Source organism: Mesorhizobium sp. BR1-1-16, assembly GCF_020165495.1.
In the GTDB taxonomy this organism is placed as follows: Bacteria; Pseudomonadota; Alphaproteobacteria; order Rhizobiales; family Kaistiaceae; genus Kaistia.
Genome location: NZ_JAIUIE010000004.1, coordinates 262,924 through 288,116, shown reverse-complemented (window position 1 = coordinate 288,116; position 25,193 = coordinate 262,924). Strand labels below are relative to the sequence as shown.

Below are 25,193 nucleotides of genomic sequence, written 5' to 3'. Positions count from 1 at the left end.
GAGGCCGCAATGGTGCGGGCTCGGAACAGAGTTCAAGGAGAACCATCATGGCGACCATCGGCACCTTCAAGAAGACCGGCTCGAACGAGTTCACTGGCGAAATCGTCACCCTCAGCCTGCAGACCAAGAACGTCCGCATCGTCCCTGAGGCCCGCGCCACCGGCGAGAACGCCCCCAGCCACCGCGTCTTCGTCGGCCGCGCCGAGATCGGCGCCGCCTGGTCCAAGACCTCCAACGAGGGACGCGCCTATCTCGGCCTGAAGCTCGACGATCCGAGCTTCAACGCCCCGATCTACGCCAACCTCTTCGACGACGAGGAAGGCGAAGGCTTCTCGCTGGTCTGGTCACGCCCCAGTGGACGCCGCAACGGGGAGTAAGGCCCTGCGAAGCCTCGCCCGGATCCTCCGGGCGGGGTCCTACAGCCAAGGCGCGGCGGCGGTACGATCTGTCAGTCCTGTCCGTCCGGTTTCACAAGCTCGATGTGGCTGGTCTCGAGGGCCTGAGCCAGTTCGTAGAGCGTGATCACCGTGGGATTGCGCCGGCCACGCTCGAGACTGCTCAGATATTGCTGGCTGAAGCCGGAACGCGCCTCGACGTCCTCCTGTGTCAGGCCCTTTTCCCGACGCAGGCGGGCGAAGTTGCGGCCGACCAGTTTGCGCATATCCATGCGCAGGAGGATCTTGATTTACACACTTTGAGTTTATCAACTAAAGTATGTAAACGCATCGCAATGCTCCCTTTGACGCGGTTTGGGCGGGAGGTCTTGCTCCTCATCGGCGGTTACAAGGCAACGGCCATCAGGTGTAGCTATCCTCGCTTCGGTTACCGGATTGCCCTAGAGAACGTTAGTCGTGCGGATGGTTGGGGACGAAGGGCGCAAATGACCGACGCATTCGATGACATCGCACCCTCCAGCGCCGATCTCACCGACTACGATCGCGCGCATATCAAACTCTATATGCGCCTGCTCGACGCGGCAGCCGATGGCGCGGACTGGCGCGAGGCTGTCGCTGTCCTGTTCGGTATAGATCCCGTCCGAGAGCCGGATCGCGCGCGGCGGGTTCACGACAGCCATCTCGCTCGTGCGCGCTGGATGACAGAAACAGGCTACAAGCACCTTCTCCGTACCTCTCAGGAGTGAGGCCGAACGAGGCCCACCACTGTGATGCCGTCAGAGCATCACCTGATGCCGCCGGGTGGTCTTCCGTGAATCAACGCAATTCAGGATTGTCCTCACGCGACTTCAGCATCTCTATGAGGAGCCGAGTGATGAAGCCAGACGTTTCGCAGTGGCGAGAAGGGAAGAGCTACGATTATTTCGACGGACTGTCCGTCGAGGGTCTGACTTGGGAATGTCTGCGCCGCAATGAAGGGTATCAAGAACTCTATAGCGCGCTCGTAGACGACGACACCGAGGCGGCGCCGCTCCCGCGGGAGGCGGAGCTCCGTTGGGGGCTTCGATTTCGCGGCGAGGCCTGGGCTGCCCGCGCCGGAACAGGATGTTCTGTGGTCTCCGCTCGTCGATCCGGCCATCGTCATGCTGACAACGGTTCCCGAATTCTTCGACCAAGTCTCCACTCCCGTGAACCACGCCATCGGCGCGCGTCGCGATAGCGCCGAGGGTAGCTATATCGTCGTCAGATCGGAAGCGCAGGAACCTTTCGAGGTCCTCGTCCTTCCCGGCAGCCGGCCTGCGAAACCCCTGGCAGCTTTGATCCCGCTCGACGCCGACACACCGGGCCGAGTCGAGGCGCTGATCCGCTATTGGCGAGCCGGACGCGGCAAGCCCGTCCCCGCCGACAAACGGATGACCGCGCAGCAGCGGCGGCGTCTACGCCTGATGATGCAGGCGGCCGACGGAAGATCGGACGGCGCAAGCTATCGCGAGATCGGTACGGCGCTGTTCGGCCGCGAACGTATCGCATCGGAACCCTGGAAGACCTCAGCCCTGCGCGACATGGTGATCGGGCTCGTCGAAGGCGCCACCGCCCTGATCGGCGGCGGCTATCTCCAGCTGCTGCGTCATCGCCGCCGGTCCTGAGCTTGCGACCTCATCGCCTGGGGTGGGGATTACAGCCGCCTCAGCTTCCCCATCCCCCACGCCGCTGCTTCTCCGCCACCGTGGTCGTCATCCGCCGCTTCACCGCAGCGGCACCCTGGAACCTCACGGAGCCTCGATCCATGCGACCCGATCTCGCCGTTCTGCCGCCACGCTACCTCCGGACCAAGGAAGCAGCCCATTTCCTGAGCCTTTCCGCGCGCACGCTCGAGAAGCACCGCACCTACGGCACCGGTCCCGCCTATCGCAAGCTCGGCGGGCGAGTCGTCTATGCGCTCGATGATCTCGAAGGCTGGGCTGCACGCGGTGCCGTCACCTCGACCTCCGATCCGCGCGGTTCCGTGCTGCCGGCCAAGCGCCAGGCCGTCCCCGTCAGTCGTCCAAGCGGCAGCAGCGCACGCTGATCGCGGTCGATCCCTCGATGACTCGGCATCGGCCCTCCTCGGAGCGCGGACAGCTCGACCTGTTCCGCGCGCTCCCCGGCGAGTTCGCACCGCGAGACGCACAGGATCTCATGGCCTATCCCTTCTTCTCCCTCTCCAAGACCCATCGCGTCGCGCCGATCGATTTTGCCGCCGGCAATGTTTCAATCAAAGTCGATGCCGTGCCGGACCACGGCATGGCGACGATCTGGGATGCCGATATCCTCATCTGGGCGGCGAGCCAGATCATTGAGGCCCGCGATGCCGGTCTTCGCACCTCCCGGCTGATGGCGGCGACGCCCTATGAGATCTTGAACTTCATCGGGAGAGGCGTTTCGCTTCGGGACTATCAGCGGCTCAAGGCGGCGCTCGACCGGCTGCAGTCGACCACGGTTTCCACCTCGATCCGCCAGCCGGCCGCGGGGCGGCGGCACCGCTTCTCCTGGATCAACGAATGGCAGGAGCGCACCGACCGCTATGGCAAGCCGGACGGGATCGAGATGATCGTCCCCGACTGGTTCTACCGCGCCGTCCTCGACGACGCGCTCGTGCTCACCATCGACCGGGCCTATTTCAGTTTGACGGGTGGGCTGGACCGCTGGCTCTACCGGATCGTGCGCAAGCATGGCGGCCGCCAGCGCAGCGGCTGGCGTTTCGACTTCCGCCATCTGCACCTGAAGTCTGGCAGCCTGTCGCCGTTCAAGCGCTTCTCCTTCGAACTGCGCGACATCATCCGTCGCCAGCCGCTGCCCGGCTACACGCTGTCGCTCGAATACGAGATTGCCGGACGAATGCTGCTCGCCTTCGAACCGTCCGCCTTGGCCGGTCAGCCTGTGGACGGCCTCGTGCTATCGGGAACCCGCACTATCGTGCCATCGGGAACCGGACACTCGTGCTATCGGGAACCCAAACCGGGCCTAACCCACGGTAGGAACAGTCAAAATCGCCCCCTTAACCTAGAGTCTAACCCAGAATCTAACTCGAAAGAGCGCGGGCTCGATGTGGAGAGCATCGCGCGGGACGGGAAAAGCGCGTTCAACACGGCCACATCGGCCACGAAGTCGGACACGTCTTTCCGTAAAGACGGCTCTACGGCTCCCCATACGCTCCGCATGCTGCGTCTTCCTCTCGCTAAGTATCCAGGAGGGACGCGATGATTATCGCCCTCCTCAATCAGAAGGGCGGTGTCGGCAAGACGACGCTCGCTCTGCATCTTGCCGGTGAGTGGGCCCGCAGGGGCAAGCGCGTCACGCTTATCGACGCCGACCCGCAAGGCTCGGCACTCGATTGGTCGCAACAACGAGTGCGTGAAGGACTGTCTCGTCTGTTCGGCGTCGTCGGCCTCGCCCGCGACACGCTGCACCGGGAAGCGCCGGAACTGGCGCGCGACGTCGATCACGTCGTCATCGATGGCCCGCCGCGCGTCGCCGGGTTGATGCGCTCGGCGCTGCTTGCCGCCGACCTTGTCCTGATCCCGGTGCAGCCATCGCCCTTTGACGGCTGGGCCTCGGCCGAGATGCTGGCGCTGCTCGGCGAGGCGCGCATCTATCGCCCGCAGCTCGCTGCCCGCTTCGTGCTCAATCGTTGCGGCGCACGCACCCTGATCGCCCGCGCGACGGCCGATACGCTGGCTGATCACGATCCGCCCGTGCTGGCGGCGACGATCGGCCAGCGCGTCGTCTTCGCCGATGCCGCGCAGTCCGGCCGGCTCGCCACTGAGATCGACGCCGACAGTCTGGCCGCGCGCGAGATCGCCGCGCTCGCCTCCGAGATCGAGCGCTTCGGCATCGGGAGGGCAACGCCATGAGCGCGCGCCCGAACCGTCGTGGCTTTGCTGCGCGCCCTGCCGATCCCGAGCACTGGATCAAGGCAGCGGAGGCTCCGCCACCGCGCGATGCGGCTGCCGGCTTCACCGCCCGGCTGACCATTGACGTGACGCCCGAGCTCCGCGGCCGGATCAAGATTGCCGCGTTTCAACGCGGCGTCACCGTCGCCGACATGTTGCGCGACCTGCTCGCGCGCGCGTTCTCTACCACCGAAGGACAATCCCAATGACCGGCACCGCGGATTCCCGCTTGCGCGGCGGCCCCGTGCCGCCCGTGCATCCCGATGACAATCTCACTCATGTCGAACTGACCCATGTCGAGAAGCGGATCGAGAACTGGATCCGCTTCGGTCGCGCCGCGCATGAGCAGATCCTCGACCGCCGCCGGCGCATCATCTCGTATCGGCCGGGCAGCGTCTTTGCGTTCGTGCGTTGGGCGGCCAATGAGTTCGGCACGGTCATCTCGCGCATCGACATTGTGCGCGCCGTCGAGCACGGTGAAGCCCACCAGACGCTGCCCTTTGTGCGCCCTGGCGGCGAGATCCTGTTGAAGATCGAGGGCTGGCCGAAGGTCGAGCAAGTGCTCCGCCACATCGACGCCGTCGAGGCCGTCGGCATCGATCCCTGCGACATCGCGCCGGATCACTGGCGCCATGTCGCCAGCCGCATCAACGCCGGCTTCGCGCCGCGCGCCTATCTCGTCGAACGTCATCAGGCCTGGATCAAGCGGCGGAGCACCGAAGAATGACCCGCTTCGGCACCACCATGGTGACCTACTTCTCTGTGATGGGCGTCGTCATCACCGCCTTCATTCCAACGCAGCTTCGGCTGGTCTGGAATGTCTCCGCCAGCGTGCCGGTCGGGCTCTACAGCCTGTCGGCGCCGCGCGATTTGGCTGGCGGTGATCTCGTTGCGGTGATGCCGGAGAAGGCGCTCGCCGATTTCCTGGTCGAGCGCGGCTATATCGGCCGCGGCGCGCCGCTCCTGAAGCGGGTCATGGGGCTTCCCGGTCAGCAGGTTTGCCGCACCGGCAACGCCATCATCGTCGATGCCGTGCGCCTCGGCGATGCGCTCGACCGCGATCGGATGGGTCGCGTTCTGCCAACCTGGCAGGGCTGCCGGCGCATCGCTGCTGGCGAGATCTTCCTCATGAACCCGGCTGTTCGCGACAGCCTCGACGGTCGGTATTTCGGGTCGATTCCGGCGCGCGCCGTCATCGGAATAGCCATGCCGCTGCTCACCGACGAGGCCGGCGACGGGCACTTCAGCTGGCGGGCGGCGACGCGCTGATCGCTTCAGCGTCGTCGGGTGCGCGCCCGCCGACGACCGTTCCAATGTCACTGCTAGGGAGACTATCATGCCGCAGATCGGCACGTTCAATCGCGAGACATCCGGCTTCACCGGCCGCATCCGCACGCTCTCTTTCGACACGCAATTCACCATCGTTCCCGCCGAAGAATCGGATGCCGAGAATGCGCCGGACTATCGGGTCCATCTCGGAGACGAAGATGGACCGGAGGTCGGCGCCGGCTGGAAGCGCACCGGCGAGCGCGCGGGCGACCATGTCGCGCTCATCCTCGACGATCCCCTCTTCCTGGCACCCCTCCGCGCCAATCTGTTCCGTGACGACGGCGATGGCTCAACCTGGTCGCTGCACTGGAACCGTCTGCCGAAGCGCGATGGAAGGGTCTGACGCCATGCGCCGATCGGTCCTCCTGCTCGTTTCCGGCCTGTCTCTCGTCGTCCTGTCGCCGCTCCCGGCCACCGCCCAATCTAACTCGGTTTCGCGCTCAGCTCCGGGCGACGTCTATGCCGAACCCATTGCCGAGGCGTCGCAGCGGTTCGGTATCCCGGCCGCCTGGATCCGTGCTGTCATGGTAACGGAGAGCGCCGGCAATCCGCGCGCCCGGTCATCGGCCGGCGCGAGGGGGTTGATGCAAATCATGCCGCGGACGTGGGCCGCGCTCCGTGCCCGTCACAACCTTGGCACGGATCCCTTTGATCCACGCGACAACATTCTGGCCGGCGCGGCCTATCTCCGCGAACTGCATGACCGCTACGGAGCGCCGGGGTTTCTGGCCGCCTATAATGCTGGTCCCGGTCGCTATGAGGCGTCGCTGAACGGTCGGCCGCTCCCGGCAGAAACCCGCGCTTATGTTGCCGCGCTTTTGCCGCTGATTGCTCCCGGTGCCATCGCCAATCCCGTCATCGTGGCGGCCGTCGATCCACTCGTCTGGGCCCGTGCGCCGCTGTTCATCGCACCGCCAGGGCGTGTGTCGGCTGCGGATCCAGCGTCGGGCAAACGTCGATTGGAGGGCGATCCTGCTGCAGCCGCTGTGCACGATGTCTCCGCCATCGTTCCGCTCTCCGCCGGCCTGTTCGTCGCGAGAACTCTGGCTGGAGACGCCCGATGATGGGGTCGGCTGTTGCTCGTGTCCTTTCGGGCTATGGCGTATCGGTGAGTGCTGCGAGGTGGGAAACGGGGAACACGACCGGACGAAGGCAGGATAAAAGGGCGCACATTGCGCTTCGGTCGGTCGGTTGTTTTTGCAGGGATTTTTGGGGCGCTCCGCACCTTGCGCCTTCTGGGCTCAATGTGCCCAGAAGGCCTAAGCCTCTGGATTTGATAGGTCTTCCGCACATTGGGGGGCCGCACTATGGCCGATGAGCATGAGTTTCGGGTTCGTCCGGGCCGCGTCCGCTCGTCCGGCGCCCAGCGCGCGAGGCCCTTCATCGCGCAGGCACTCGCGGCGGCCAAGAATGCTGGCGGCGGCGTGTCGCGTTCAGGCCGCATCGTCGCAGGCAACCGCTCCCGCTTCGGGCAGGGTCAGCGCGCTAGCATCCAGGCGAACCGCCTGATCACGTCGCGCTCGCGCGGCGCCGTCATCAAGGCCCGCGTCGTCCGCCATTCCGCGCGCACCGCGTCGCTCGGAACCCACCTTACCTATTTGCGCCGCGAGGGCGTGACCCGGGATGGGGAGAACGCCCGCCTGTTCGGGTCGGAGACCGAGACTGCCGATGCCGGTGCGTTCGCCGGACGGTGTGAAGAGGACCGGCATCATTTCCGCTTCATCGTCTCGCCGGACGATGCGCTGGAGATGGCCGACCTCAAATCCTTCACCCGCGATCTCGTCGGGCAAATGGAGAAGGATCTCGGCACCAGGCTCGACTGGGTCGCCGTCGATCACTGGAACACTGAGCACCCGCATATCCATTTGATCGTGCGCGGCGTGCGCGACGATGGCCAGGACCTCGTCATCGCCCGCGACTACATCAAGGAGGGCATGCGCGACCGGGCCCGTGATCTCATCACGCAGGAACTCGGGCCGCGCACGGATCTCGACATTCGCCGCATGCTTGAGCGCCAGATCGATACCGAGCGCTGGACCCAATTAGATCGGCAGCTCCTGCGCGACGCTCACGACGCCGGCGTTATCGACCTCGCCCCGCGTGTCGATCGGCAGCCAGACGCGTTTCATGGCTTGAAGGTCGGACGCCTGCGCAAGCTCGAAGGTCTCGGCCTGGCAAGCCAGGTTCGCCCTGGCCAATGGATGATCGACGACAAGGCTGAGGCGGTCCTGCGCGCGTTGGGCGAGCGCGGTGACATCATCAAACGGATGCACCGCGCTCTGACCGAGCAAGGCATCGAGCGCGGCTCGGCAAGTTATGTGCTTGCTGGCGAACAGCTCGATACCCCTATCATCGGCCGGCTGATGACACGCGGACTGGACGACGAACTGAGCGGCACCGCCTACGCCGTCGTCGATGGTATCGATGGCCGCACCCATCACATCAAGCTGCCCGATCTGGCCGCGGCGGGTGACAGTGCGCCGGGTTCGATCGTCGAGTTGCGTAGGTTCGAAGACGCCAAGGGCCAGCACCGTGTCGCCCTCGCCATTCGCTCCGATCTCGACATCAACAGGCAAATAACGGCATCGGGCGCGACCTGGCTCGATCGCCAGACCATCGCCCGCGCGCCGGTCGCCCTCTCGGATGGCGGCTTCGGCGCCGAGGTCAGTCGGGCGATGTCTGCCCGCGCCGAGCATCTGGTCGAGCAGGGCCTCGCCGAGCGGCAGGGGCAGCGCATCAGCTTTGCCACCAACCTGATCGAGACGCTACGTCACCGTGAGCTGGACGCCGTCGGCGAGAAGCTCGCCGCTGAGACTGGCCAGCCGTTCAATCGCGCGGCCAGTGGTGACTATGTCGCCGGCACTTATCGCCAGCGCCTGACGCTCGCTTCTGGCCGCTTCGCCATGCTGGACGACGGCATGGGCTTCCAACTCGTGCCGTGGACGCCCTCGCTCGAGAAGCATCTCAGCCGCCACGTTACTGGTGTCGCCCGCGGTGACGGCGGCATCGACTGGAGTTTTGGCCGCAAGCGCGGCCTCGGCCTCTAGCCTTCCTTCCCATCAAAGGACCGCCGCCATGACCGGCACAAAGATCCTCTGGGGTCAGATTCTTACAGTTGTCTTGATCGTCCTCGCCACAACCTGGGGCGCCACCGAATATGTCGCCTGGATGCTCGGGTTTCAGGCGCAGCTTGGGCCGCCGTGGTTCTCGTTGATGAGTTGGCCCTTTTACCTGCCGCCGTCGTTCTTTTGGTGGTGGTATGCCTATGATGCCTACGCCCCGAGCATCTTCACCGAAGGCGCGTTCATCGCTGCGTCCGGCGGCTTCTTCGCAGTCGCTGTGGCGATTGGGATGTCGGTCTGGCGGGCGCGAGAGGCCAAGAAGGTAGAAACCTACGGCTCGGCGCGCTGGGCCGGGACGGAAGAAGTCAGATCCGCCGGCCTGCTCGGTTCCGATGGCGTGGTGCTCGGCCGCTACGAACGCGACTATCTCCGCCACGATGGGCCGGAGCACGTGCTGTGCTTCGCGCCGACCCGTTCGGGCAAGGGTGTCGGTCTCGTCGTGCCCTCTCTGCTGACCTGGCCGGGTTCTGCCATCGTCCACGACATCAAGGGCGAGAACTGGCAGCTGACCGCCGGCTTCCGCGCCCGGCACGGCCGCGTGCTGCTGTTCGATCCAACCAATGCGAAGTCCTCGGCCTACAACCCGCTGCTGGAAGTGCGCCGAGGCGAATGGGAGGTCCGTGACGTCCAGAACATTGCCGACATTCTCGTCGATCCCGAAGGCTCGCTCGAGAAGCGGAACCATTGGGAGAAGACCAGCCACGCGTTGCTGGTCGGCGCCATCCTGCACGTGCTTTACGCAGAGGCAGATAAGACGCTGGCCGGCGTCGCTGCCTTCCTCTCCGATCCGAAGCGCCCGATCGAGTCAACGCTTTCCGCCATGATGACCACGGCGCATCTGGGAGAAGCCGGCCCGCATCCCGTTATCGCCAGCGCCGCCCGCGAACTCCTGAACAAATCCGACAATGAACGGTCGGGCGTGCTCTCCACCGCCATGTCGTTCCTCGGCCTCTATCGCGATCCCGTCGTCGCAGAATTGACCCGACATTGTGATTGGCGCATCGGCGATATCGTCGGCGGAAAACGCCCAACCACGCTCTACCTCGTCGTGCCGCCCTCCGACATCAACCGGACCAAGCCGCTGATCCGGCTGATCCTCAACCAGATCGGGCGACGCCAGACCGAAGATCTCAATGCGAAGGCGGACCGTCATCGCCTGCTGCTGATGCTCGACGAGTTTCCGGCGCTCGGCCGGCTCGACTTCTTCGAGAGCGCGCTCGCCTTCATGGCCGGTTATGGCCTGAAGGCCTTCCTGATCGCCCAGTCGCTGAACCAGATCGAGAAGGCCTACGGCCCGAACAACTCCATCCTCGACAACTGTCATGTCCGCGTCAGCTTCGCGACCAATGACGAGCGAACGGCCAAACGCGTGTCCGATGCGCTCGGCACCGCCACCGAGATGAAGGCGATGAAGAACTATGCCGGCCATCGGTTGTCGCCTTGGCTCGGCCATCTCATGGTCTCGCGCTCGGAGACCGCCCGACCGTTGCTTACTCCCGGCGAGGTAATGCAACTGCCGCCCACAGACGAGATCGTCATGGTCGCCGGCACCCCGCCGATCCGGGCGAAGAAGGCGCGCTACTACGAGGACATTAGGTTCAAGGAGCGTATCTTGATGCCCCCGGCGCTGACCGCACTGAGGGAGGCGTGGGCCGATGACTGGACCGGTCGGCAGTTGCCAGCGAAGTCGGAACGTGCGGCTGCTGCGACCCTGTCCATGCTCCCGGTCTCCGATGACGAGGACACGACCGACTCCGAGCGTCGCCATCAACCCGAGCTCAGCCGGGCGAAACCCATCGAGACGCAGCCTTCGATCGAGAATGAGTTTGAGATCGACGTGGATCGTGATGACGAGATGGAGAATGCCGCCACGCGCAACCGTCGCATGACCGGGATCATGCAAGGCGTCGCCCGCCAGGTCTCGCTCGATCCGAACGATGGGATGGATCTCTGATAGCTATGCCCGACCCCAAGAGCGTCCGTCGCATCAGGAAGGCTCAGATCTCGGTCTATCTCGATCCTGCCGTGATGAAGAGCCTTGCCGACTATGCTGCCCGCCGCGAGCAGCCGCAGTCCATGATCGCCGAGGCAGCCATCGCATCCTTCCTGTCGCCCGATGCTGACGAGCGGCGCGAGGCCATCGTCACCAAGCGCCTTGATCAAATCGATCGTCGGATGACGCGGCTGGAACGCGATGTCGGCATCGCCGTTGAGAGCCTCGCCGTGTTCATCAAGTTCTGGCTCGGCACGACGCCGGCTCTGCCCGAACCGGCGGCACACGCGGCCCGCGCCAAGGCTGGTGAGCGCTACGACCAGTTCGTGACTGCGCTCGGGCGGCGGCTGGCGAAAGGGCTGAAATTGCGGCAAGAGATTTCGGAGGACGTCAAACCTGTCAATGACGAATAGAGGTTCGCGTGACGACCGTCACGCTGCTGCCAATGACCGGCTGTAGTGGAAAGCGGGCGTCTGTGGCGTTCGTCGCTACGGCTCCGCAGCGGCTATCATAAACTACCGGTTTGAGGCCGCAAAGAGAATGTCCGCTTCTGTCCTAAGAGTCATGGAAGCGGACATGATGCCTTGAAAAAATGCGACCTGCCGGCTGGCGAGACGGTCATTGCGAAACGGCAACAACAACCTTCCCCTTGGCGCGTCCGGTTTCGACATAAGCCAAGGACTCTGGCGTCCGCGCAAAGGGAAACACCTTGTCAACAACTGGACGGAGGACGCCGGCGTCGATCAACTTGGCGATTTCACGCAATTGCCCCCCTTCTGCGCGCATGAACAGGAAGGAATAGTCGACGCCCCGACGCTTTGCCTTCTTCAGAATGCCTCGGCTCAGCATCCGCATCACAAGGCGCAGGAACAGGTTCAGCCGCAGAGACTTGGCGAAGGGGACGTCCGGCGGCCCGGAGATCGAGATGAGCTTTCCACCCGGTTTCAGCGCATTCAATGACTTTGCCAGCGTCTTGGCGTCCTGGCTGTTCAGCACCAGGTCGTATCCGGACAGCATCTGCTCGAAGTCCTGCGTCTTGTAATCGATGACCAAATCTGCACCGAGGCTTTTGACAAGCTCGGCATTTGCGACGCTGGTGGTGGTTGCCACGGTGGCACCGAGATGTTTAGCCAGTTGAATCGCAAAGGTACCGACACCGCCGGAACCGGCCTGGATGAACACCTTCTGACCGGGCTTGACCTCGCCCACCTCGACCAGCGCCTGCCAGGCGGTCAGTCCGACCAGCGGGATCGACGCGGCCTCCTCCATGGAGAGGCTTGTCGGTTTCAGCGCGAGGTCCGCCGAATCAACCGCAATCATCTCTGCAAAGGTACCGATCCTAAAATCGCGCGGGCGACCATAGACCTCGTCGCCCGCCTTGAACTGCCGAACATTGGCGCCGACGCGGATGACGGTGCCGGCCAGATCGTGACCGAGAATAAAGGGCGGGCGATAGGGCAGGAACAGCTTGAATTCGCCGTCGCGGACCTTGGAATCCAAAAGGTTGATTGCGGTGGCGTGGATACGAACGAGCACATCGTCGGCACCGATCTGTGGATCGGGCATGTCGGCCAGGCGCAGCGCGCCCTTCTTCTCGTATTTGTCGACGACAAAGGCTTTCACGGGTTTTCTCCAGTGTGAGATTTGATCGAGTCAGGCAGCCAGGAAAGCCAGGGCTCTCGGCACAAACTCGGAATGGTATTGGAATATGCCGCCATGGCCCGCATCCTCGTAGATCACCAGCTCGGCATTCGGGATGCGCCGTGCCAAATCCCGGGTGTTGGATGTGGGCACCATGATGTCATTGTCCCCGTTGGCCACGAGAACGGGAATGTGGATGAGCCCCAGATCCTGCGGTGCCTGACGACCCCAGGCCTTGATCGCCGCAAGCTGGCGCAGGAAGGCACGCGGCGTCGGCCCTTTGTCTCGGTCCATCGTGCGCTCTTTCAGGCGGGCCAGGAAGTCCATTGCCGCGCGACGGCCCTTGGCGGTCGAGGTGAAAAACAAATAGGCCTTCGGATCACGCAGCGTCAGCATGCCCTTGAGGATCAAGGGCCAGGAGATGGCTCCGACCCGTTCAATACCTGCTCCACCCGCGGGGCCCGTGCCGGTCAGGATCAGCTTGCGCACCAGAGCGGGGGCTTTGAGGGCAATATCCTGCGCCACGAAGCCACCCAGCGAGAAACCCATCAGATCGACCTTGGCAAAACCAAGCTTGCTGATGACGGCCATCACATCGCGTGCCATCTCGTCTATGGTCAGCGGAGCCGATCCGCCGGAAAGTCCGATCCCCCGATAGTCCAGCGCGACGACGTGATGGGAGGCGGCAAGTCCGTCGATAATCATCGGATCGAAATTGTCCAGCACCGCGCCCCAGTGATTGAGCAAGATGAGCTGCACCTCGCTGCGCGGACCAAGCTCGCGATCGGCAAAGCGGATGTCGTCCACGGCGACGAAGCGATTGGGAGCGTCGCGGTAGCAGGGCGTCGATGCCGTCTTAACGAATGTACCTGTCATGATGGGCCTGCTCTTTGCCCGCGCGGGCTGAAGGGAGAAGGCGCGCTCAGGCGATGTTGAACTGCTTGCGCAGCACCCGATCGAACAGCGCACGCGGGAGGAAACGTCGGGCAAACGAGGTCTGTCGGGCAGCCTTGCCCGAGGGGTAGCGAAGTCGCAGCTCCCGGGCCTGGGCCGCGGCCAGGATGGTCGCCGCGACATCATCTGCGGTGTCGCCGACGGCCATCGCTGCATTGAAGGCTGCCTGGTACCGGGCGAATGTCTTGCGATAAGCCGCAACAGGACGGTCGCCTTGCGGTGAGTTGGCTTCGATGGACGTCTTCGTCGCCCATGGCTCGATGACGGCGACCCGGATGCCGAACGACCGCACCTCATGGTCCAGGGATTCGGAATAACCCTCGATCGCGTGCTTGCTCGCCGTGTAATAGGCGCCGAACGGACCGGGGATGAGCCCCACAACCGAGCCGATGTTCAGGATCCGCCCCCCGCCCTGATGGCGCATGATCGGAAGGACCGCGTTCGTCACCCGCACGACGCCCAGGAAGTTGGTATCGAACAGCGCACGAACCTGCTCGGTCGAGCTCTCCTCCGCGGCGCCGGATACGGCATAGCCGGCATTGTTGACGAGGAGGTCGATGCGGCCGAGTTCTGAATGGGCCAGCGCCACGGCGGCAGCAACGGAGGTGTCGGAGACCACGTCGCAAGTGATCATCCGGATGCCGTCACGGATTTCGCCGGGTGCCGCCTTGCGGCTGGTGCCAATCACCCGGTAACCCGCGCCGCTGAGCGCCAATGCTGCCGCCTTGCCGATACCGCTCGACGCGCCGGTCACGAATGCAGTCTTCTGTCCTTTGGGTGATAAGGTCGCCATGGGTTTTCTTCTCGATCTGGCGCGCGACACCGGCCGCTGAGCCTTAGGAACTGATTGACGATGATCGGCATCAGAGGAGCCGCACCGAAGTGCGGCCCTTGATGGCTCAACTGCCGGAAGTCTCGGTGAAGCGGGGATAATCGGTATAGCCGGCAGCGCCGCCGCCATAGATCGTCGCCGGATTGATCTCAGCCAGCGTCGCGCCGCTTTGCAGCCGCTCCACGAGATCCGGATTGGCGATGAACGGGCGTCCGAAGGCGATCAGATCCGCCTTGCCATCGGCCAGATGCGATGTCGCAAGCTCGAGATCATAGCCATTGTTGGCGATGTAAGTCTTGCTGAAGCGGCGGCGTAGCGATGCATAATCGAAGGGCGCGATGTCGCGCGGACCGCCGGTCGCGCCTTCGACCACATGAATGTAGGCAATGCCGAGCGCATCGAGATGATCGACGATATAATCGTACTGCGCCTGGGGATCGCTACAGGAAATGCCGTTGGCGGGCGAGACCGGCGAAATCCGGATGCCGGTGCGCTCAGCGCCGATTTCCTGCGCCACCGCCGCAGTCACTTCCAGCATCAGACGCGCGCGATTTTCCACGGAGCCGCCATAGGCGTCCGTCCGGACATTCGCGCCGTCCTTGGCGAATTGCTCGAGCAGATAGCCATTAGCCCCGTGAACCTCAACACCATCGAAACCGGCTTCGATGGCATTGGCTGCCGCCTTGCGGAAGTCGTTGACGATGCCGGCGAGTTCATCGATCTCCAGGGTGCGAGGTTCGGACACATCGACGAAGGCATTGTTGACGAAGGTCTTGGTCGCGGCACGAATGGCCGAGGGCGCTACGGGCTGACCGCGATCGGGCTGCAGGTCGACATGGCTGATGCGACCGACATGCCAGAGCTGAAGGACGATGCGTCCGCCCTTCTCGTGCACGGCGGCGGTCACCTTACGCCAGCCGTCGATCTGCGTCTGGGTATAGATACCGGGCGTGTCCTGATAGCCCTGCCCCTGCTGCGAAATCTGGGTGGCCTCGGAAATGATCAGTCCGGCCGAAGCGCGCTGGGCGTAATACTTGACGGTCAAGTCGCCGGGCACGAAGCCCGCGCCGGCGCGGTTGCGCGTGAGCGGCGCCATGACGATCCGGTTTGAAAGGGCGATGTCGCCGAGGGCGGTGGGTTTGAAAAGCGGGTTACTGGTCATGAGATACCTGTGATGTGTCTTCTGTTGCCGCGTTGGCGCGCTGACTGGGCGATGCTCAGGCAAGCGTGCGATAGCGTTCGGCGGGGAGCGCGTTGACGAGGTTGCCGAGCATGGCCTTGCGCGCACCATCGAAGGCGTCCCACTGGCCGGCATCATGCAGCGGCGGGATGGTCACCGGTTCGCGACGGTCGAACCCGACCAGGGCCGCATCCACCAGATCGCTCACTTCCATGACATTGCTCATGGCATTCACGTCGGCGCCGACGTGATCCCAGATCTCGGTCCGGGTGGTGGCAGGAAGCACGGCCTGGACGTAGACGCCTTTGGGCCCGAGTTCCTGTGCAAGGCCCTGCGACAGGAACAACACGAAGGCCTTCGTCGCGCCGTAGACCGTCATGCCGAATTCCGGCGCAAGACCAACTACCGAACCGATATTGACGATCGCTCCCTCACCGGTCTTGGCCAGACGCGGAGCAATTGCACCGGCAAGCCGGACGAGTGCGGTGGCGTTGAGCGTAACGAGTTTTGTCATGTCATCGACGCTCTGGTCGATGAAGGTTCCGCCGATCGCCGTTCCGGCATTGTTGACGAGCACGCCGATGCGCGCATCGTCACGCAGCCTGGTCTCGACCTTGGCAAGATCCGCCGAGTGGGTGAGATCGGCGGGAAGGATATCGATCGTTACGCCGGTTTCCTGGCGCAGACGGTTCGCAAGCGCGTTCATACGAACCACGTCTCGTGCGACCAGTACGAGGTCATGTCCGCGTCGAGCAAACCGCGCGGCATAGGTGGCACCAATACCCGTGGAGGCGCCGGTAATCAGGACTGCGGAAACTTGGCTCATCGGATTGCTCTTTTCTGTAACCGACCCTATATTCATGATGGTTATCATGATTGGACTTAAATATGATTGCCATCATGTAAATGTCAACGGGCGTTGCGGAGGGTTCTGAAAATGAAGGTCAGCCGAGAACAAATGGCAGAGAACCGTCGCCGGATTTTGGACGTCGCCAGCCGGTTGTTTAAGGACAAGGGGTTCGATGCGGTCAGTGTCGCCGAGGTCATGAAGGCTGCCGGCCTGACCCATGGGGGCTTCTATGGACACTTCGGCTCAAAGGACGATCTGGTGGCGCAGACGCTGGCGCATGCGCTCGCGGCAGACAGTTTCGGAGACGGCCAGTTCAGTGATTTCGTTCGCTCCTATCTGGCGCCTCGTCACCGGGATAATCCCGACAATGGATGCCCGACGGCGGGTCTCGCCGCCGCCATCCGCCACCAGACGCCGGCCGCGAAGGCTGCCATGACCGAAGGATTGCGCGCGCAGATCGCGCGTATCGAACAAGCACTTCCGGAGCAGGGCGCAGCCGACAAGCGCCGTGCAGCGATCGGAATCTGGGCCGCGATGGTGGGGGCAGTCATCCTGGCCAGAGCGGTCGACGGTCCTCAATTGTCAGACGAGGTTCTTGAGCAGACGCGCGGATGGATCGATACACGAGTCGGATAATTCGCAGGCGACCATAGAGTGCGCATTTAGAATGTCTGATCCGGAGGTTGCGACAGCCCAGTTCAATGAGTCGACGCTGGGGTATTGGGTCGATTTTCGCGATATGCGAGGCCCTTTAGGTTTGCGCAGAACTCAGCGAAGAGAGAATTGAGTTTGGAGCCATAAGATAAACGTCCGTTATGAGGAAACGGTTCATCCCGCTGTAATGTCCGGAATGGTGAAGGGGTTCGGGTGCCGGCAGGCGTACGAAAGCCTCTCATGCAGGAACCCGCGGGCCACAAGTCGATGGCTATGGGGATTTAGGACTGCGGCCGGTGTCGTCGATGGCGCGACCGCCGCTGGAAAGCGCGGGGATGAATGCGAACAGGCCGCTTCGTTGCGCCTCGGCGCGGTTTGTCCGGCTCTGCACGTGGCTCGTCGCGACCCTTTGGGCGACGATATTCACCATAGAGGCGCGTTTGTCCGTTGTCGCAGGCGGGGCGCTGGCGGCTGAAGGCTCTACCATGCCATGCCGGGTCATGGAGCGGTCTCCCGGCTTGTTGCCGATCCGTGCGGCGGTCCGCGCGGCTGGTTCCATCGCTCGAACGTCTCGATGACGATCATGCGTCCGCCACAGCAGGGGCATGGCGGGCGGAAGTAGTCCGGTGTGCCCGGTGTGTCGCCATCGGGCTGCGCGGCGACATCCAGGAGCTCACGGGCGAGCGCAAGACTGGCCTTGCAGGCGGAGCCGGCGAGCAGGCCGTAATGGCGGATGCGGTGGAACCCGCGTGGCAGGACATGGATCAGGAAGCGGCGGATGAACTCGTCGGCCGCGAGCGTCATCATCTGCTGCCGGTCCGCGCCGTTGCGGCGAGAATCCTTGTAGCGGAAGGTGACGCCGCCCTGGTCGAACGAGGTCAAGCGGCTGTTCGAGATCGCCACCCGGTGGGTGTAGCGCGACAGATAGGCGAGCACTGCCTCGGGTCCCGCGAAGGGCGCCTTGGCGTAGACGACCCAGCGCTTCGTCCGGACGGGAGCAAGGTGGCGCAGGAATGCCCGCCGCTCGGCGAGGTGTGCCATCGGTCCGAAGAAGCCGAGCCGCCCGGCCTCGCGCAGCGCGAGCAGCCGCGTGAGGAAGAGCCGTCGGAACAGCTTGCCGAGCACGCGCACCGGAAGCAGGAAGGCCGGCCGCGACGCGATCCATCGGCTTCCGTCCTTTGCGATGCCGCCGCCCGGCACGATCATGTGCACGTGCGGATGGCGGGTCATCGCCGATCCCCAGGTGTGGAACACGGCGGTGATGCCGATGCGTGCGCCGAGATGCTTCGGATCGGCGGCGATCGTCAGCATCGTCTCCGACGCCGCCCGGAACAGCAGGTCGTAGACCAGCGCCTTGTTCTGGAACGCGATATCGGCGATCTCGGCCGGCAGGGTGAACACGACGTGGAAGTAGCCGACCGGCAGCAAGTCCGCCTCGCGCTCGGCCAGCCACGTCCGCGCCGCCGCGCCCTGGCACTTCGGGCAGTGCCGGTTACGGCAGGAGTTGTAGGCAATGCGCCACTGGCCGCAGTCCTTGCAGGCTTCGACGTGACCGCCGAGAGCCGCGGTGCGGCAGTTCTCGATCGCCGACATGACCTTGAGCTGGGCGAGGCTCAGGTGCCCGGCATGGGCGGCCCGATACGCAGGCCCTGCTACGCGGAAGATGTCGGCGACCTCGACCGAGGCGCGCACGGCTCAGCCGGGCGGCGTCTTGCCCTCCATCAGCGCCATCAGCCGGTCGAGCGGCCCGGTGACAGCGTGGATCGTCCGGGTCGAGACCTTGGCGTAGAGCGCGGTCGTCTCAAGCTTGCTGTGGCCGAGCAGCACCTGGATGACGCGGATGTCGACATCCTGTTCGAGCAGGTGAGTGGCGAAGCTGTGACGCAGCGTGTGCGGGCTGACGCGCTTGCGGATACCCGCGACCTCGGCGGCCTCCTGGACCGCGCGATGCAGTTGCCGCGACGAGATCGGATCGGTGCGGCTGCGGCCGGGGAACAGCCAGCCATACGGAAGCATGACCCCGCGCCGCCTGCCTTCGCGCTACCACAGCCGCAGCAGTTCCAGGAGCTGCGGCGAGAGCATCGCGTTGCGATCCTTGCGGCCCTTGCCCTGCTCGACACGGAGCAGCATGCGCGCAGAGTCGACGTCATCAATCTTGAGGTGCGCGACCTCGGACACGCGCAGGCCTGCGCCATAGACGACGCCGAGCGCTGCCTTGTACTTGAGGCCAGGTGCGGCTTCGAGCAGCCGCCCCGCCTCCTCAACGCTGAGCACATCTGGCAGTTTGCGGTGATAGCGGGTGATCACCAGAGCGCGCGACAGATCCCGGCACTGCAGTGTCACCAGAAACAGGAACCGCAGCGCTGAGACAGTGCCGTTGATGGTCGCAGGTCCAACGCCGTTCTCATGCTGATCCAGCTGGAAGTGGCGGATATCCTCCGGCGTCGCGGTGTCGGGTGAGCGGCCGGGGAACGCGGCAAAGCACCGGATATGACGAATATAGTCCTGCTGCGTGTGAGAGCCGAGGCCCCGCATGAGCATGTCGTGCTGCATGCGCTGGCGAAGCGGCGAAACGGGTGCATCGGTCGACGGGGTAGCCATGGCGAGTTCCTCTCGTTGAAGGGAACTCCATGGTCGGCTCGCCCGCCGCTACCTGCTCAAAGGCTACAAATACTAAGCCATCTCAGGGCAAGGCGCCCCTCCCGCGAAGCGGGTTCGTGCATGAGGGCGACAGCAGACGTCGCTGAAAGAGCGATCGAGGGGCAGGCATGGGTCATGAGCGGACTGGCGGCTCAGACGCCGCGACGGCAATGACCGAGGCTCCGCCTCGGGCAACCGCAGACACGTAGGCCAATACCAGCACCCCGCCGCTTTCCTGTATTTGTGCGCCACAGTACGACGACCACATGACGGTTGTTGTCAGGCCATGATTTCTGCCTCTTCTACTCATCCCCGATCCAGGGCCGCTCGCGGTCGCTCATGAGAACGGGGACGACGTGGCGGCAGCTCACCAGAAATCGGAGGCGATCCTTCGCGGCGCCCGCATGCTGCGCACGGCCCTCGGACCGGCGATCGCGCGGTTTTTGGAAGACCCCGCGATCGTCGAGGTGATGCTGAACCCGGACGGTCGGCTCTGGATCGACCGGTTGTCGGACGGACTGTCCGACACGGGCGAGCGGCTGGCCCCGGCCGACGGCGAACGCATCGTGCGCCTGGTCGCCCACCATGTCGAAGCCGAAGTCCATGCGGGTGCGCCTCGCGTCTCGGCGGAACTGCCAGAGACCGGTGAGCGGTTCGAGGGTCTGCTGCCGCCGGTCGTGGCCGCGCCTGCCTTCGCCATCCGCAAGCCCGCCGTCGCCGTGTTCACGCTCGACGATTATGTCGCCGCCGGGATCATATCGGCAGGCCAGGCCGAAGCGCTTCGATCAGCCGTCGCCTCGCGCGCCAACATCCTCGTCGCGGGCGGAACGTCCACCGGCAAGACGACGCTGACCAACGCGCTCCTGGCCGAGGTGGCCAAGACATCCGATCGCGTCGTCCTCATCGAGGATACCCGGGAGCTGCAATGCGCCGCACCGAACCTCGTCGCCATGCGCACCAAGGACGGCGTCGCCTCGCTCTCCGATCTCGTCCGCTCAGCGCTGCGCCTGCGCCCCGACCGAATCCCGATCGGCGAGGTGCGCGGACCCGAGGCGCTGGACCTCCTGAAGGCCTGGGGCACTGGCCATCCCGGCGGCGTCGGCACCATCCACGCCGGCAGCGCGATCGGCGCGATCCGCCGCCTCGAACAGCTCATTCAGGAAGCCGTCGTCACCGTGCCCCGCGCGCTGATCGCCGAGACCATCGATCTCGTCGCCGTGCTCGCCGGGCGCGGCGCGCAGCGCCGGCTTGTCGAACTCGCGCGCGTCGAGGGCCTCGGTCCCGACGGCGACTACCGCGTTATGCCGGCCGTCAGTGACGGCGGCGACATCCAGCCCGTCCTCAACCTCAACCCAACTGGAGATCCCGCATGATCCGTTCCCTTCGTCATATCCGCCGCCATCTGACCATGATGGTCTCGGTCGCCGTCATCGGCGTGATGAACGCGCCTGCCGCCCATGCCTCGGGCTCGTCCATGCCGTGGGAAGCGCCGCTGCAATCCATCCTCCAGTCGATCGAAGGGCCGGTCGCCAAAATCATCGCCGTGATCGTCATCATCTCGACCGGCCTGGCTCTGGCCTTCGGCGACACCTCCGGCGGCTTCCGCCGTCTGATCCAGATCGTCTTCGGCCTGTCGATCGCCTTCGCTGCGTCGAGCTTCTTCCTGTCGTTCTTCTCCTTCGGCGGCGGGGCGCTGGTCTGATGGGTGACGAACGGTGGCCCGAAGGGACACGCGAGGCTCCAGTGGAGCCTCGCGAGAGAGGAACGCCATGAGCACGAGCGAATGGCTGGCAGCACGTCAACAGGCCGAGGTGCCGGGTTATGCCGTGCCGGTCCACCGGGCGCTGACCGAGCATATTCTGCTCGGCGGCGCGCCGCGTGGCCTCGCCATCCTCAACGGCACGCTGGCGGCGGCGCTCGGCCTAGGGTTACGCCTTTGGCTGGTCGGCCTGGCCATCTGGGCGATCGGCCATCTCGCGGCAGTCTGGGCAGCCAAGCGCGATCCGATGTTCGTCGATGTGGTGCGCCGCCATCTGCGCATCCCCGGCCATCTCGGCGTTTGAGGAGGCCGATAACATGATGAACCTCGCAGAGTATCGCCGCACTGCCACCCGTCTCGCCGACTTCCTGCCGTGGGTCGCGCTGGTCGGCCCCGGCGTCGTCCTCAACAAGGATGGCAGCTTCCAGCGCACCGCGCGCTTCCGTGGTCCCGATCTGGATTCGGCGGTGACCGCCGAACTGGTCGCGGTCGCCGGGCGATTGAACAACGCCTTCCGCCGTCTCGGATCGGGATGGGCGATATTCGTCGAAGCGCAGCGTCATGAGGCCGCGTCCTATCCATCTAGCCGTTTTCCTGATGCCGCATCAGCGCTGGTCGATGCCGAGCGCAAGGCCGACTTCGAGGAGGCCGGAAGCCATTTCGAGTCCAGCTACTTCCTGACCTTTTGTTACCTGCCACCCGCCGACGACGTGGCGCGCGCCGAGACCTGGCTGTACGAGGGCCGCGAGCGCTCCGGCGTCGATGGGCGCGAGATGCTCACGGGCTTTGTCGATCACACCGACCGCGTGCTGCATCTGGTCGAAGGTTTTATGCCCGAATGCGTCTGGCTCGATGACGCCGAGACACTGACCTATCTGCATACCTGCGTATCGACCAAACGTCACCGCGTCCGCGTCCCCGAGACGCCTGTTTATCTCGACGCGCTCGTCGCCGACCAACCACTCACGGGCGGTCTCGAGCCGCGATTGGGTTCCGCGCATCTGCGCGTCCTCACCATCACCGGTTTCCCGACCTCGACCACGCCCGGACTGCTCGACGAGCTGAACCGGCAGGCTTTCCCCTATCGCTGGTCCACCCGCGCCATCCTGCTCGACAAGACGGATGCCACCAAGCTGCTGACCAAGATCCGCCGTCAATGGTTCGCCAAGCGCAAATCGGTCGCGGCGATCCTGAAGGAGGTGATGACCAACGAGGCGTCGGCCCTGGTCGATACCGATGCCTCGAACAAGGCGGCGGACGCAGATCTCGCTTTGCAGGAGCTCGGTGCGGACTATGCCGGTGTCGCCTATGTGACCGCGACGGTGACGGTGTGGGATACCGATGCGCGTATCGCCGACGAGAAGCTGCGGCTGGTCGAGAAGGTCATCCAGGGCCGCGATTTCACGGCGATGGCCGAGACCATCAACGCGGTGGACGCCTGGCTCGGCAGCCTGCCGGGGCACGTCTACGCCAATGTCCGGCAGCCGCCGATCTCGACGCTCAATCTCGCCCACATGATCCCGCTATCGGCGGTATGGGCGGGCGAGGCGCGGGACGAGCATTTTGCGGCGCCCCCACTGCTGTTCGGCAAGACCGAAGGCTCTACTCCGTTCCGGTTTTCCCTCCATGTCGGTGATGTCGGTCACACACTGATCGTCGGCCCGACAGGTGCAGGCAAATCCGTGCTGCTCGCGCTGACGGCGTTGCAGTTCCGCCGCTATGCCGGTGCGCAGGTCTTCGCCTTCGATTTCGGCGGATCGATCCGGGCCGCCGCCCTCGCCATGGGCGGCGATTGGCATGATCTCGGCGGTGGGCTGACCGAAGGCAGTGACGACAGCGTATCCCTCCAGCCGCTGGCGCGTGTCGATGTCGCCACTGAGCGCGCCTGGGCGGCCGACTGGATCGTCGCCGTCCTGATACGTGAGGGCGTGCCAATCACGCCGGAGGTGAAAGAGCATATCTGGACGGCGCTAACCTCTCTCAGCAGTGCCCCGGTCGCGGAACGCACCATCACCGGCCTATGCGTCCTGCTCCAGTCCAACGACCTCAAACAGGCCCTGCGCCCCTATTGCATCGGCGGCGCATGGGGCCGCTTGCTCGACGCCGAGGGCGAACGGCTCGGCACCGCGACGGTTCAGGCCTTCGAGACCGAGGGCTTGATCGGAGCCGACGCCGCGCCCGCCGTGCTCGCCTATCTGTTTCACCGTATCGAGGATCGGCTCGACGGACGTCCGACGCTTATCATCATCGATGAAGGCTGGCTGGCGCTCGACGACGAGGGCTTCTCCGGCCAGCTGCGGGAATGGCTGAAGACGCTGCGCAAGAAGAACGCATCGGTCATTTTCGCCACGCAGTCGCTGTCGGACATCGACGGTTCGGCGATTGCACCGGCGATCATCGAGAGCTGCCAGACCCGGCTGCTGCTCCCCAATGAGCGCGCGATCGAGCCGCAGATCACCGCCATCTACAGGCGGTTCGGTCTCAACGACCGCCAGATAGAGATCCTCGCCGGCGCCATGCCCAAGCGCGACTATTACTGCCAGTCGCGGCGCGGCAACCGGCTGTTCGAATTGGGCCTGTCCGACGTGGCGCTGGCGCTTTGCGCCGCGTCCTCGAAGACAGATCAGGCCGCCATTGCGAAGATCGTCGCCGAGCATGGCGCGAACGGCTTCCTCGCCGCCTGGCTGCGCCATCGCGGGCTCAGTTGGGCCGCCGACCTCATTCCCAGCCTCACCAATCTGGAGACATCCAAATGAATCTTCGCCGCACCGCTGCGGCGCGGCTCGCGGCCGCGTTGCTGATCGCCCCAGTCGTTGTCATGCCGATGTTAGCGACCCCCGCTCACGCCATCATCGTGTTCGACCCGTCGAACTATGCGCAGAACGTGCTGACGGCGGCGCGCTCGCTCGAGCAGATCACCAACCAGATCACCTCGCTGCAGAACGAGGCGCAGTCGCTGATCAATCAGGCGCGCAATCTGGCGAGCCTGCCCTATTCGTCGCTCCAGCAACTGCAGCAGTCGGTCCAGCGCACCCAGCAGCTTCTGAGCCAGGCGCAGAACATCGCCTATGACGTTCAGCAGATCGATCGCGCCTTCCAGCAGCAATATGGCAACGTCTCAACGTCGACCTCCGATGGTCAACTGATCGCGGACGCCCGATCGCGCTGGCAGAACACCGTTGGCGGCTTGCAGGACGCGATGAAGGTCCAGGCCGGGGTCGTCGGCAATATCGACACCAACCGGGCGCAAATGTCAGCGTTGGTCGGATCAAGCCAGGCGGCGACCGGCGCGCTCCAGGCAACCCAGGCCGGCAACCAGCTTCTGGCGCTTCAGGCGCAGCAGCTCGCCGATCTGACCGCCGTCGTCGCGGCGAACGGCCGAGCGGACGCGCTGACCGATGCCGAGCGCGCCGCGGCGGCCGAACAGGGACGCGAGCAGCGGCGCCGCTTCCTGACGCCGGGCACGGGCTATCAGCCGGGTTCGGCCAAGATGTTCTACGGCAGCAACTGAGCGTGGTCATGGACGGCAAGATGCTCGCCCGCCTCGGTGCCGTCGTTTTCGTCGGCACTGGCATCACCTTGAAGGTGGTCGAACGGACCCGGACGCCCGACGCGCCCGCGGTCCGCATCCTCGACCGGGACCACAACCGCCCCGCAGATCCGTTGCGGGCGTCGCTGCGCCATTGCCGCGACATCGGCGAAGCCGCTACGCGCGATCCCGCCTGTCTGAAGGCATGGGCCGAGAACCGCGACCGCTTTCTTGGTCAGGTGTCACCGGGGACATCACTGACAGCGGCTCCGCCAATAACGGCGCCGCTCATTCCCGCCGATGCCACGTCGTCTGACGATCCAGGGCGCAAGCAAGCTGCATCGGCGGCGGCCGCCGCGCCCGAACCAGATGGAGCACGCTGA

The 25,193-nt window shown here is 64.7% G+C and carries 29 protein-coding genes and 1 pseudogene; 22 read left to right on the top strand and 8 right to left on the bottom strand.

Annotated elements, in window-relative coordinates:
• Positions 1-47: 47 nt before the first annotated feature.
• Complete coding sequence (locus LB518_RS12080) at positions 48-377, top strand: DUF736 domain-containing protein (protein ID WP_224577756.1); 330 nt, start codon at positions 48-50, stop codon at positions 375-377.
• Positions 378-448: 71 nt separating this feature from the next.
• Here LB518_RS12080 and LB518_RS12075 read toward each other — a convergent pair whose 3' ends face one another.
• Positions 449-667, bottom strand: a complete 219-nt coding sequence (locus tag LB518_RS12075; protein ID WP_224577755.1) for a helix-turn-helix domain-containing protein — start codon at positions 665-667, stop codon at positions 449-451.
• A gap of 213 nt (positions 668-880) precedes the next feature.
• Here LB518_RS12075 and LB518_RS12070 point away from each other — a divergent pair, with 213 nt between their 5' ends.
• The 14 genes from LB518_RS12070 to LB518_RS12005 all read left to right on the top strand — a co-directional run bounded on the left by LB518_RS12070 (position 881) and on the right by LB518_RS12005 (position 11,184).
• Positions 881-1,141: a DNA -binding domain-containing protein gene (locus LB518_RS12070; RefSeq protein ID WP_224577754.1), complete on the top strand. Its 261-nt coding sequence runs from the start codon at positions 881-883 to the stop codon at positions 1,139-1,141.
• Between the two features lie 113 nt (positions 1,142-1,254).
• Entirely contained in the window at positions 1,255-1,614 is a 360-nt protein-coding gene (locus LB518_RS12065; RefSeq protein WP_353619951.1) for a transcriptional regulator domain-containing protein, read from the top strand.
• Between the two features lie 97 nt (positions 1,615-1,711).
• Positions 1,712-2,041, top strand: coding sequence for a DUF2285 domain-containing protein (locus tag LB518_RS12060; RefSeq protein ID WP_224577752.1), 330 nt, complete (start codon positions 1,712-1,714; stop codon positions 2,039-2,041).
• Positions 2,042-2,181: 140 nt separating this feature from the next.
• Positions 2,182-2,463: a helix-turn-helix transcriptional regulator gene (locus LB518_RS12055; RefSeq protein ID WP_224577751.1), complete on the top strand. Its 282-nt coding sequence runs from the start codon at positions 2,182-2,184 to the stop codon at positions 2,461-2,463.
• Positions 2,464-2,480: 17 nt separating this feature from the next.
• Positions 2,481-3,638: a replication initiator protein A gene (locus tag LB518_RS12050; RefSeq protein ID WP_224577750.1), complete on the top strand. Its 1,158-nt coding sequence runs from the start codon at positions 2,481-2,483 to the stop codon at positions 3,636-3,638.
• Positions 3,635-4,288: a ParA family partition ATPase gene (gene parA / locus LB518_RS12045; RefSeq protein WP_224577749.1), complete on the top strand. Its 654-nt coding sequence runs from the start codon at positions 3,635-3,637 to the stop codon at positions 4,286-4,288. The genes LB518_RS12050 and parA overlap by 4 nt, the downstream gene beginning before the upstream one ends.
• On the top strand, positions 4,285-4,536 hold the full coding sequence (locus LB518_RS12040; RefSeq protein ID WP_224577748.1) for a ribbon-helix-helix protein: 252 nt from the start codon (positions 4,285-4,287) through the stop codon (positions 4,534-4,536). The genes parA and LB518_RS12040 overlap by 4 nt, the downstream gene beginning before the upstream one ends.
• Positions 4,533-5,054: a DUF2840 domain-containing protein gene (locus tag LB518_RS12035; protein ID WP_224577747.1), complete on the top strand. Its 522-nt coding sequence runs from the start codon at positions 4,533-4,535 to the stop codon at positions 5,052-5,054. The genes LB518_RS12040 and LB518_RS12035 overlap by 4 nt, the downstream gene beginning before the upstream one ends.
• Positions 5,051-5,596: a S26 family signal peptidase gene (locus LB518_RS12030; protein WP_224577746.1), complete on the top strand. Its 546-nt coding sequence runs from the start codon at positions 5,051-5,053 to the stop codon at positions 5,594-5,596. Before LB518_RS12035 ends, LB518_RS12030 begins: the two co-directional genes overlap by 4 nt.
• A gap of 67 nt (positions 5,597-5,663) precedes the next feature.
• Positions 5,664-5,999: a DUF736 domain-containing protein gene (locus LB518_RS12025; RefSeq protein ID WP_224577745.1), complete on the top strand. Its 336-nt coding sequence runs from the start codon at positions 5,664-5,666 to the stop codon at positions 5,997-5,999.
• 4 nt (positions 6,000-6,003) lie between these two features.
• The gene (locus LB518_RS12020; RefSeq protein ID WP_224577744.1) at positions 6,004-6,720 is read left to right on the top strand and encodes a lytic transglycosylase domain-containing protein; all 717 of its coding nucleotides are present in this window, start codon (positions 6,004-6,006) and stop codon (positions 6,718-6,720) included.
• A gap of 243 nt (positions 6,721-6,963) precedes the next feature.
• Positions 6,964-8,703: a relaxase/mobilization nuclease domain-containing protein gene (locus LB518_RS12015; protein ID WP_224577743.1), complete on the top strand. Its 1,740-nt coding sequence runs from the start codon at positions 6,964-6,966 to the stop codon at positions 8,701-8,703.
• A 28-nt stretch (positions 8,704-8,731) separates the two neighbouring features.
• Positions 8,732-10,732, top strand: a complete 2,001-nt coding sequence (locus LB518_RS12010; RefSeq protein WP_224577742.1) for a conjugal transfer protein TraG — start codon at positions 8,732-8,734, stop codon at positions 10,730-10,732.
• Positions 10,733-10,737: 5 nt separating this feature from the next.
• A complete protein-coding gene (locus LB518_RS12005) occupies positions 10,738-11,184 on the top strand; it encodes a CopG family transcriptional regulator (RefSeq protein WP_224577741.1) in 447 nt (148 codons plus the stop codon).
• Between the two features lie 205 nt (positions 11,185-11,389).
• On the opposite strand, the gene LB518_RS12000 is transcribed toward LB518_RS12005, so the two are convergent.
• From LB518_RS12000 to LB518_RS11980, 5 genes are all read right to left on the bottom strand, one after another.
• Positions 11,390-12,394, bottom strand: coding sequence for an NADP-dependent oxidoreductase (locus LB518_RS12000; RefSeq protein ID WP_224577740.1), 1,005 nt, complete (start codon positions 12,392-12,394; stop codon positions 11,390-11,392).
• 30 nt (positions 12,395-12,424) lie between these two features.
• Positions 12,425-13,288 carry an alpha/beta fold hydrolase gene (locus tag LB518_RS11995; protein WP_224577739.1) on the bottom strand — a complete coding sequence of 288 codons (864 nt, stop codon included), beginning with the start codon at positions 13,286-13,288 and terminating at the stop codon, positions 12,425-12,427.
• Positions 13,289-13,334: 46 nt separating this feature from the next.
• Positions 13,335-14,159, bottom strand: a complete 825-nt coding sequence (locus LB518_RS11990) for an oxidoreductase (RefSeq protein WP_224577871.1) — start codon at positions 14,157-14,159, stop codon at positions 13,335-13,337.
• Positions 14,160-14,265: 106 nt separating this feature from the next.
• The gene (locus LB518_RS11985; RefSeq protein WP_224577738.1) at positions 14,266-15,360 is read right to left on the bottom strand and encodes an alkene reductase; all 1,095 of its coding nucleotides are present in this window, start codon (positions 15,358-15,360) and stop codon (positions 14,266-14,268) included.
• A gap of 55 nt (positions 15,361-15,415) precedes the next feature.
• Positions 15,416-16,204 carry an SDR family NAD(P)-dependent oxidoreductase gene (locus LB518_RS11980; protein WP_224577870.1) on the bottom strand — a complete coding sequence of 263 codons (789 nt, stop codon included), beginning with the start codon at positions 16,202-16,204 and terminating at the stop codon, positions 15,416-15,418.
• A 111-nt stretch (positions 16,205-16,315) separates the two neighbouring features.
• On the opposite strand from LB518_RS11980, the gene LB518_RS11975 reads away from it, so the two are divergent.
• Positions 16,316-16,864, top strand: coding sequence for a TetR/AcrR family transcriptional regulator (locus tag LB518_RS11975; RefSeq protein ID WP_224577737.1), 549 nt, complete (start codon positions 16,316-16,318; stop codon positions 16,862-16,864).
• Between the two features lie 516 nt (positions 16,865-17,380).
• Here the strand turns inward: LB518_RS11975 and LB518_RS11970 are convergent.
• Both LB518_RS11970 and LB518_RS11965 read right to left on the bottom strand, forming a co-directional pair.
• Positions 17,381-18,574 carry an IS91 family transposase gene (locus tag LB518_RS11970; RefSeq protein WP_224577736.1) on the bottom strand — a complete coding sequence of 398 codons (1,194 nt, stop codon included), beginning with the start codon at positions 18,572-18,574 and terminating at the stop codon, positions 17,381-17,383.
• Positions 18,575-18,577: 3 nt separating this feature from the next.
• Positions 18,578-19,483, bottom strand: a pseudogene (locus LB518_RS11965) (tyrosine-type recombinase/integrase).
• Positions 19,484-19,878: 395 nt separating this feature from the next.
• Between LB518_RS11965 and trbB the strand changes: the two are divergent.
• The 6 genes from trbB (at position 19,879) to trbK-alt (ending at position 25,193) form a co-directional block, all read left to right on the top strand.
• Positions 19,879-20,895 (top strand): P-type conjugative transfer ATPase TrbB, encoded by a 1,017-nt coding sequence (trbB, locus tag LB518_RS11960; RefSeq protein WP_224577735.1) that lies wholly within the window; start codon positions 19,879-19,881, stop codon positions 20,893-20,895.
• Positions 20,892-21,224 (top strand): TrbC/VirB2 family type IV secretion system protein, encoded by a 333-nt coding sequence (locus LB518_RS11955; protein ID WP_224577734.1) that lies wholly within the window; start codon positions 20,892-20,894, stop codon positions 21,222-21,224. The genes trbB and LB518_RS11955 overlap by 4 nt, the downstream gene beginning before the upstream one ends.
• A 67-nt stretch (positions 21,225-21,291) precedes the next feature.
• Complete coding sequence (locus LB518_RS11950; protein WP_224577733.1) at positions 21,292-21,585, top strand: VirB3 family type IV secretion system protein; 294 nt, start codon at positions 21,292-21,294, stop codon at positions 21,583-21,585.
• A gap of 13 nt (positions 21,586-21,598) precedes the next feature.
• Positions 21,599-24,037: a conjugal transfer protein TrbE gene (gene trbE, locus LB518_RS11945; RefSeq protein ID WP_224577732.1), complete on the top strand. Its 2,439-nt coding sequence runs from the start codon at positions 21,599-21,601 to the stop codon at positions 24,035-24,037.
• The gene (trbJ, locus tag LB518_RS11940; RefSeq protein WP_224577731.1) at positions 24,034-24,792 is read left to right on the top strand and encodes a P-type conjugative transfer protein TrbJ; all 759 of its coding nucleotides are present in this window, start codon (positions 24,034-24,036) and stop codon (positions 24,790-24,792) included. The genes trbE and trbJ overlap by 4 nt, the downstream gene beginning before the upstream one ends.
• Before the next feature lie 8 nt (positions 24,793-24,800).
• Complete coding sequence (trbK-alt, locus tag LB518_RS24695; RefSeq protein WP_286198672.1) at positions 24,801-25,193, top strand: putative entry exclusion protein TrbK-alt; 393 nt, start codon at positions 24,801-24,803, stop codon at positions 25,191-25,193.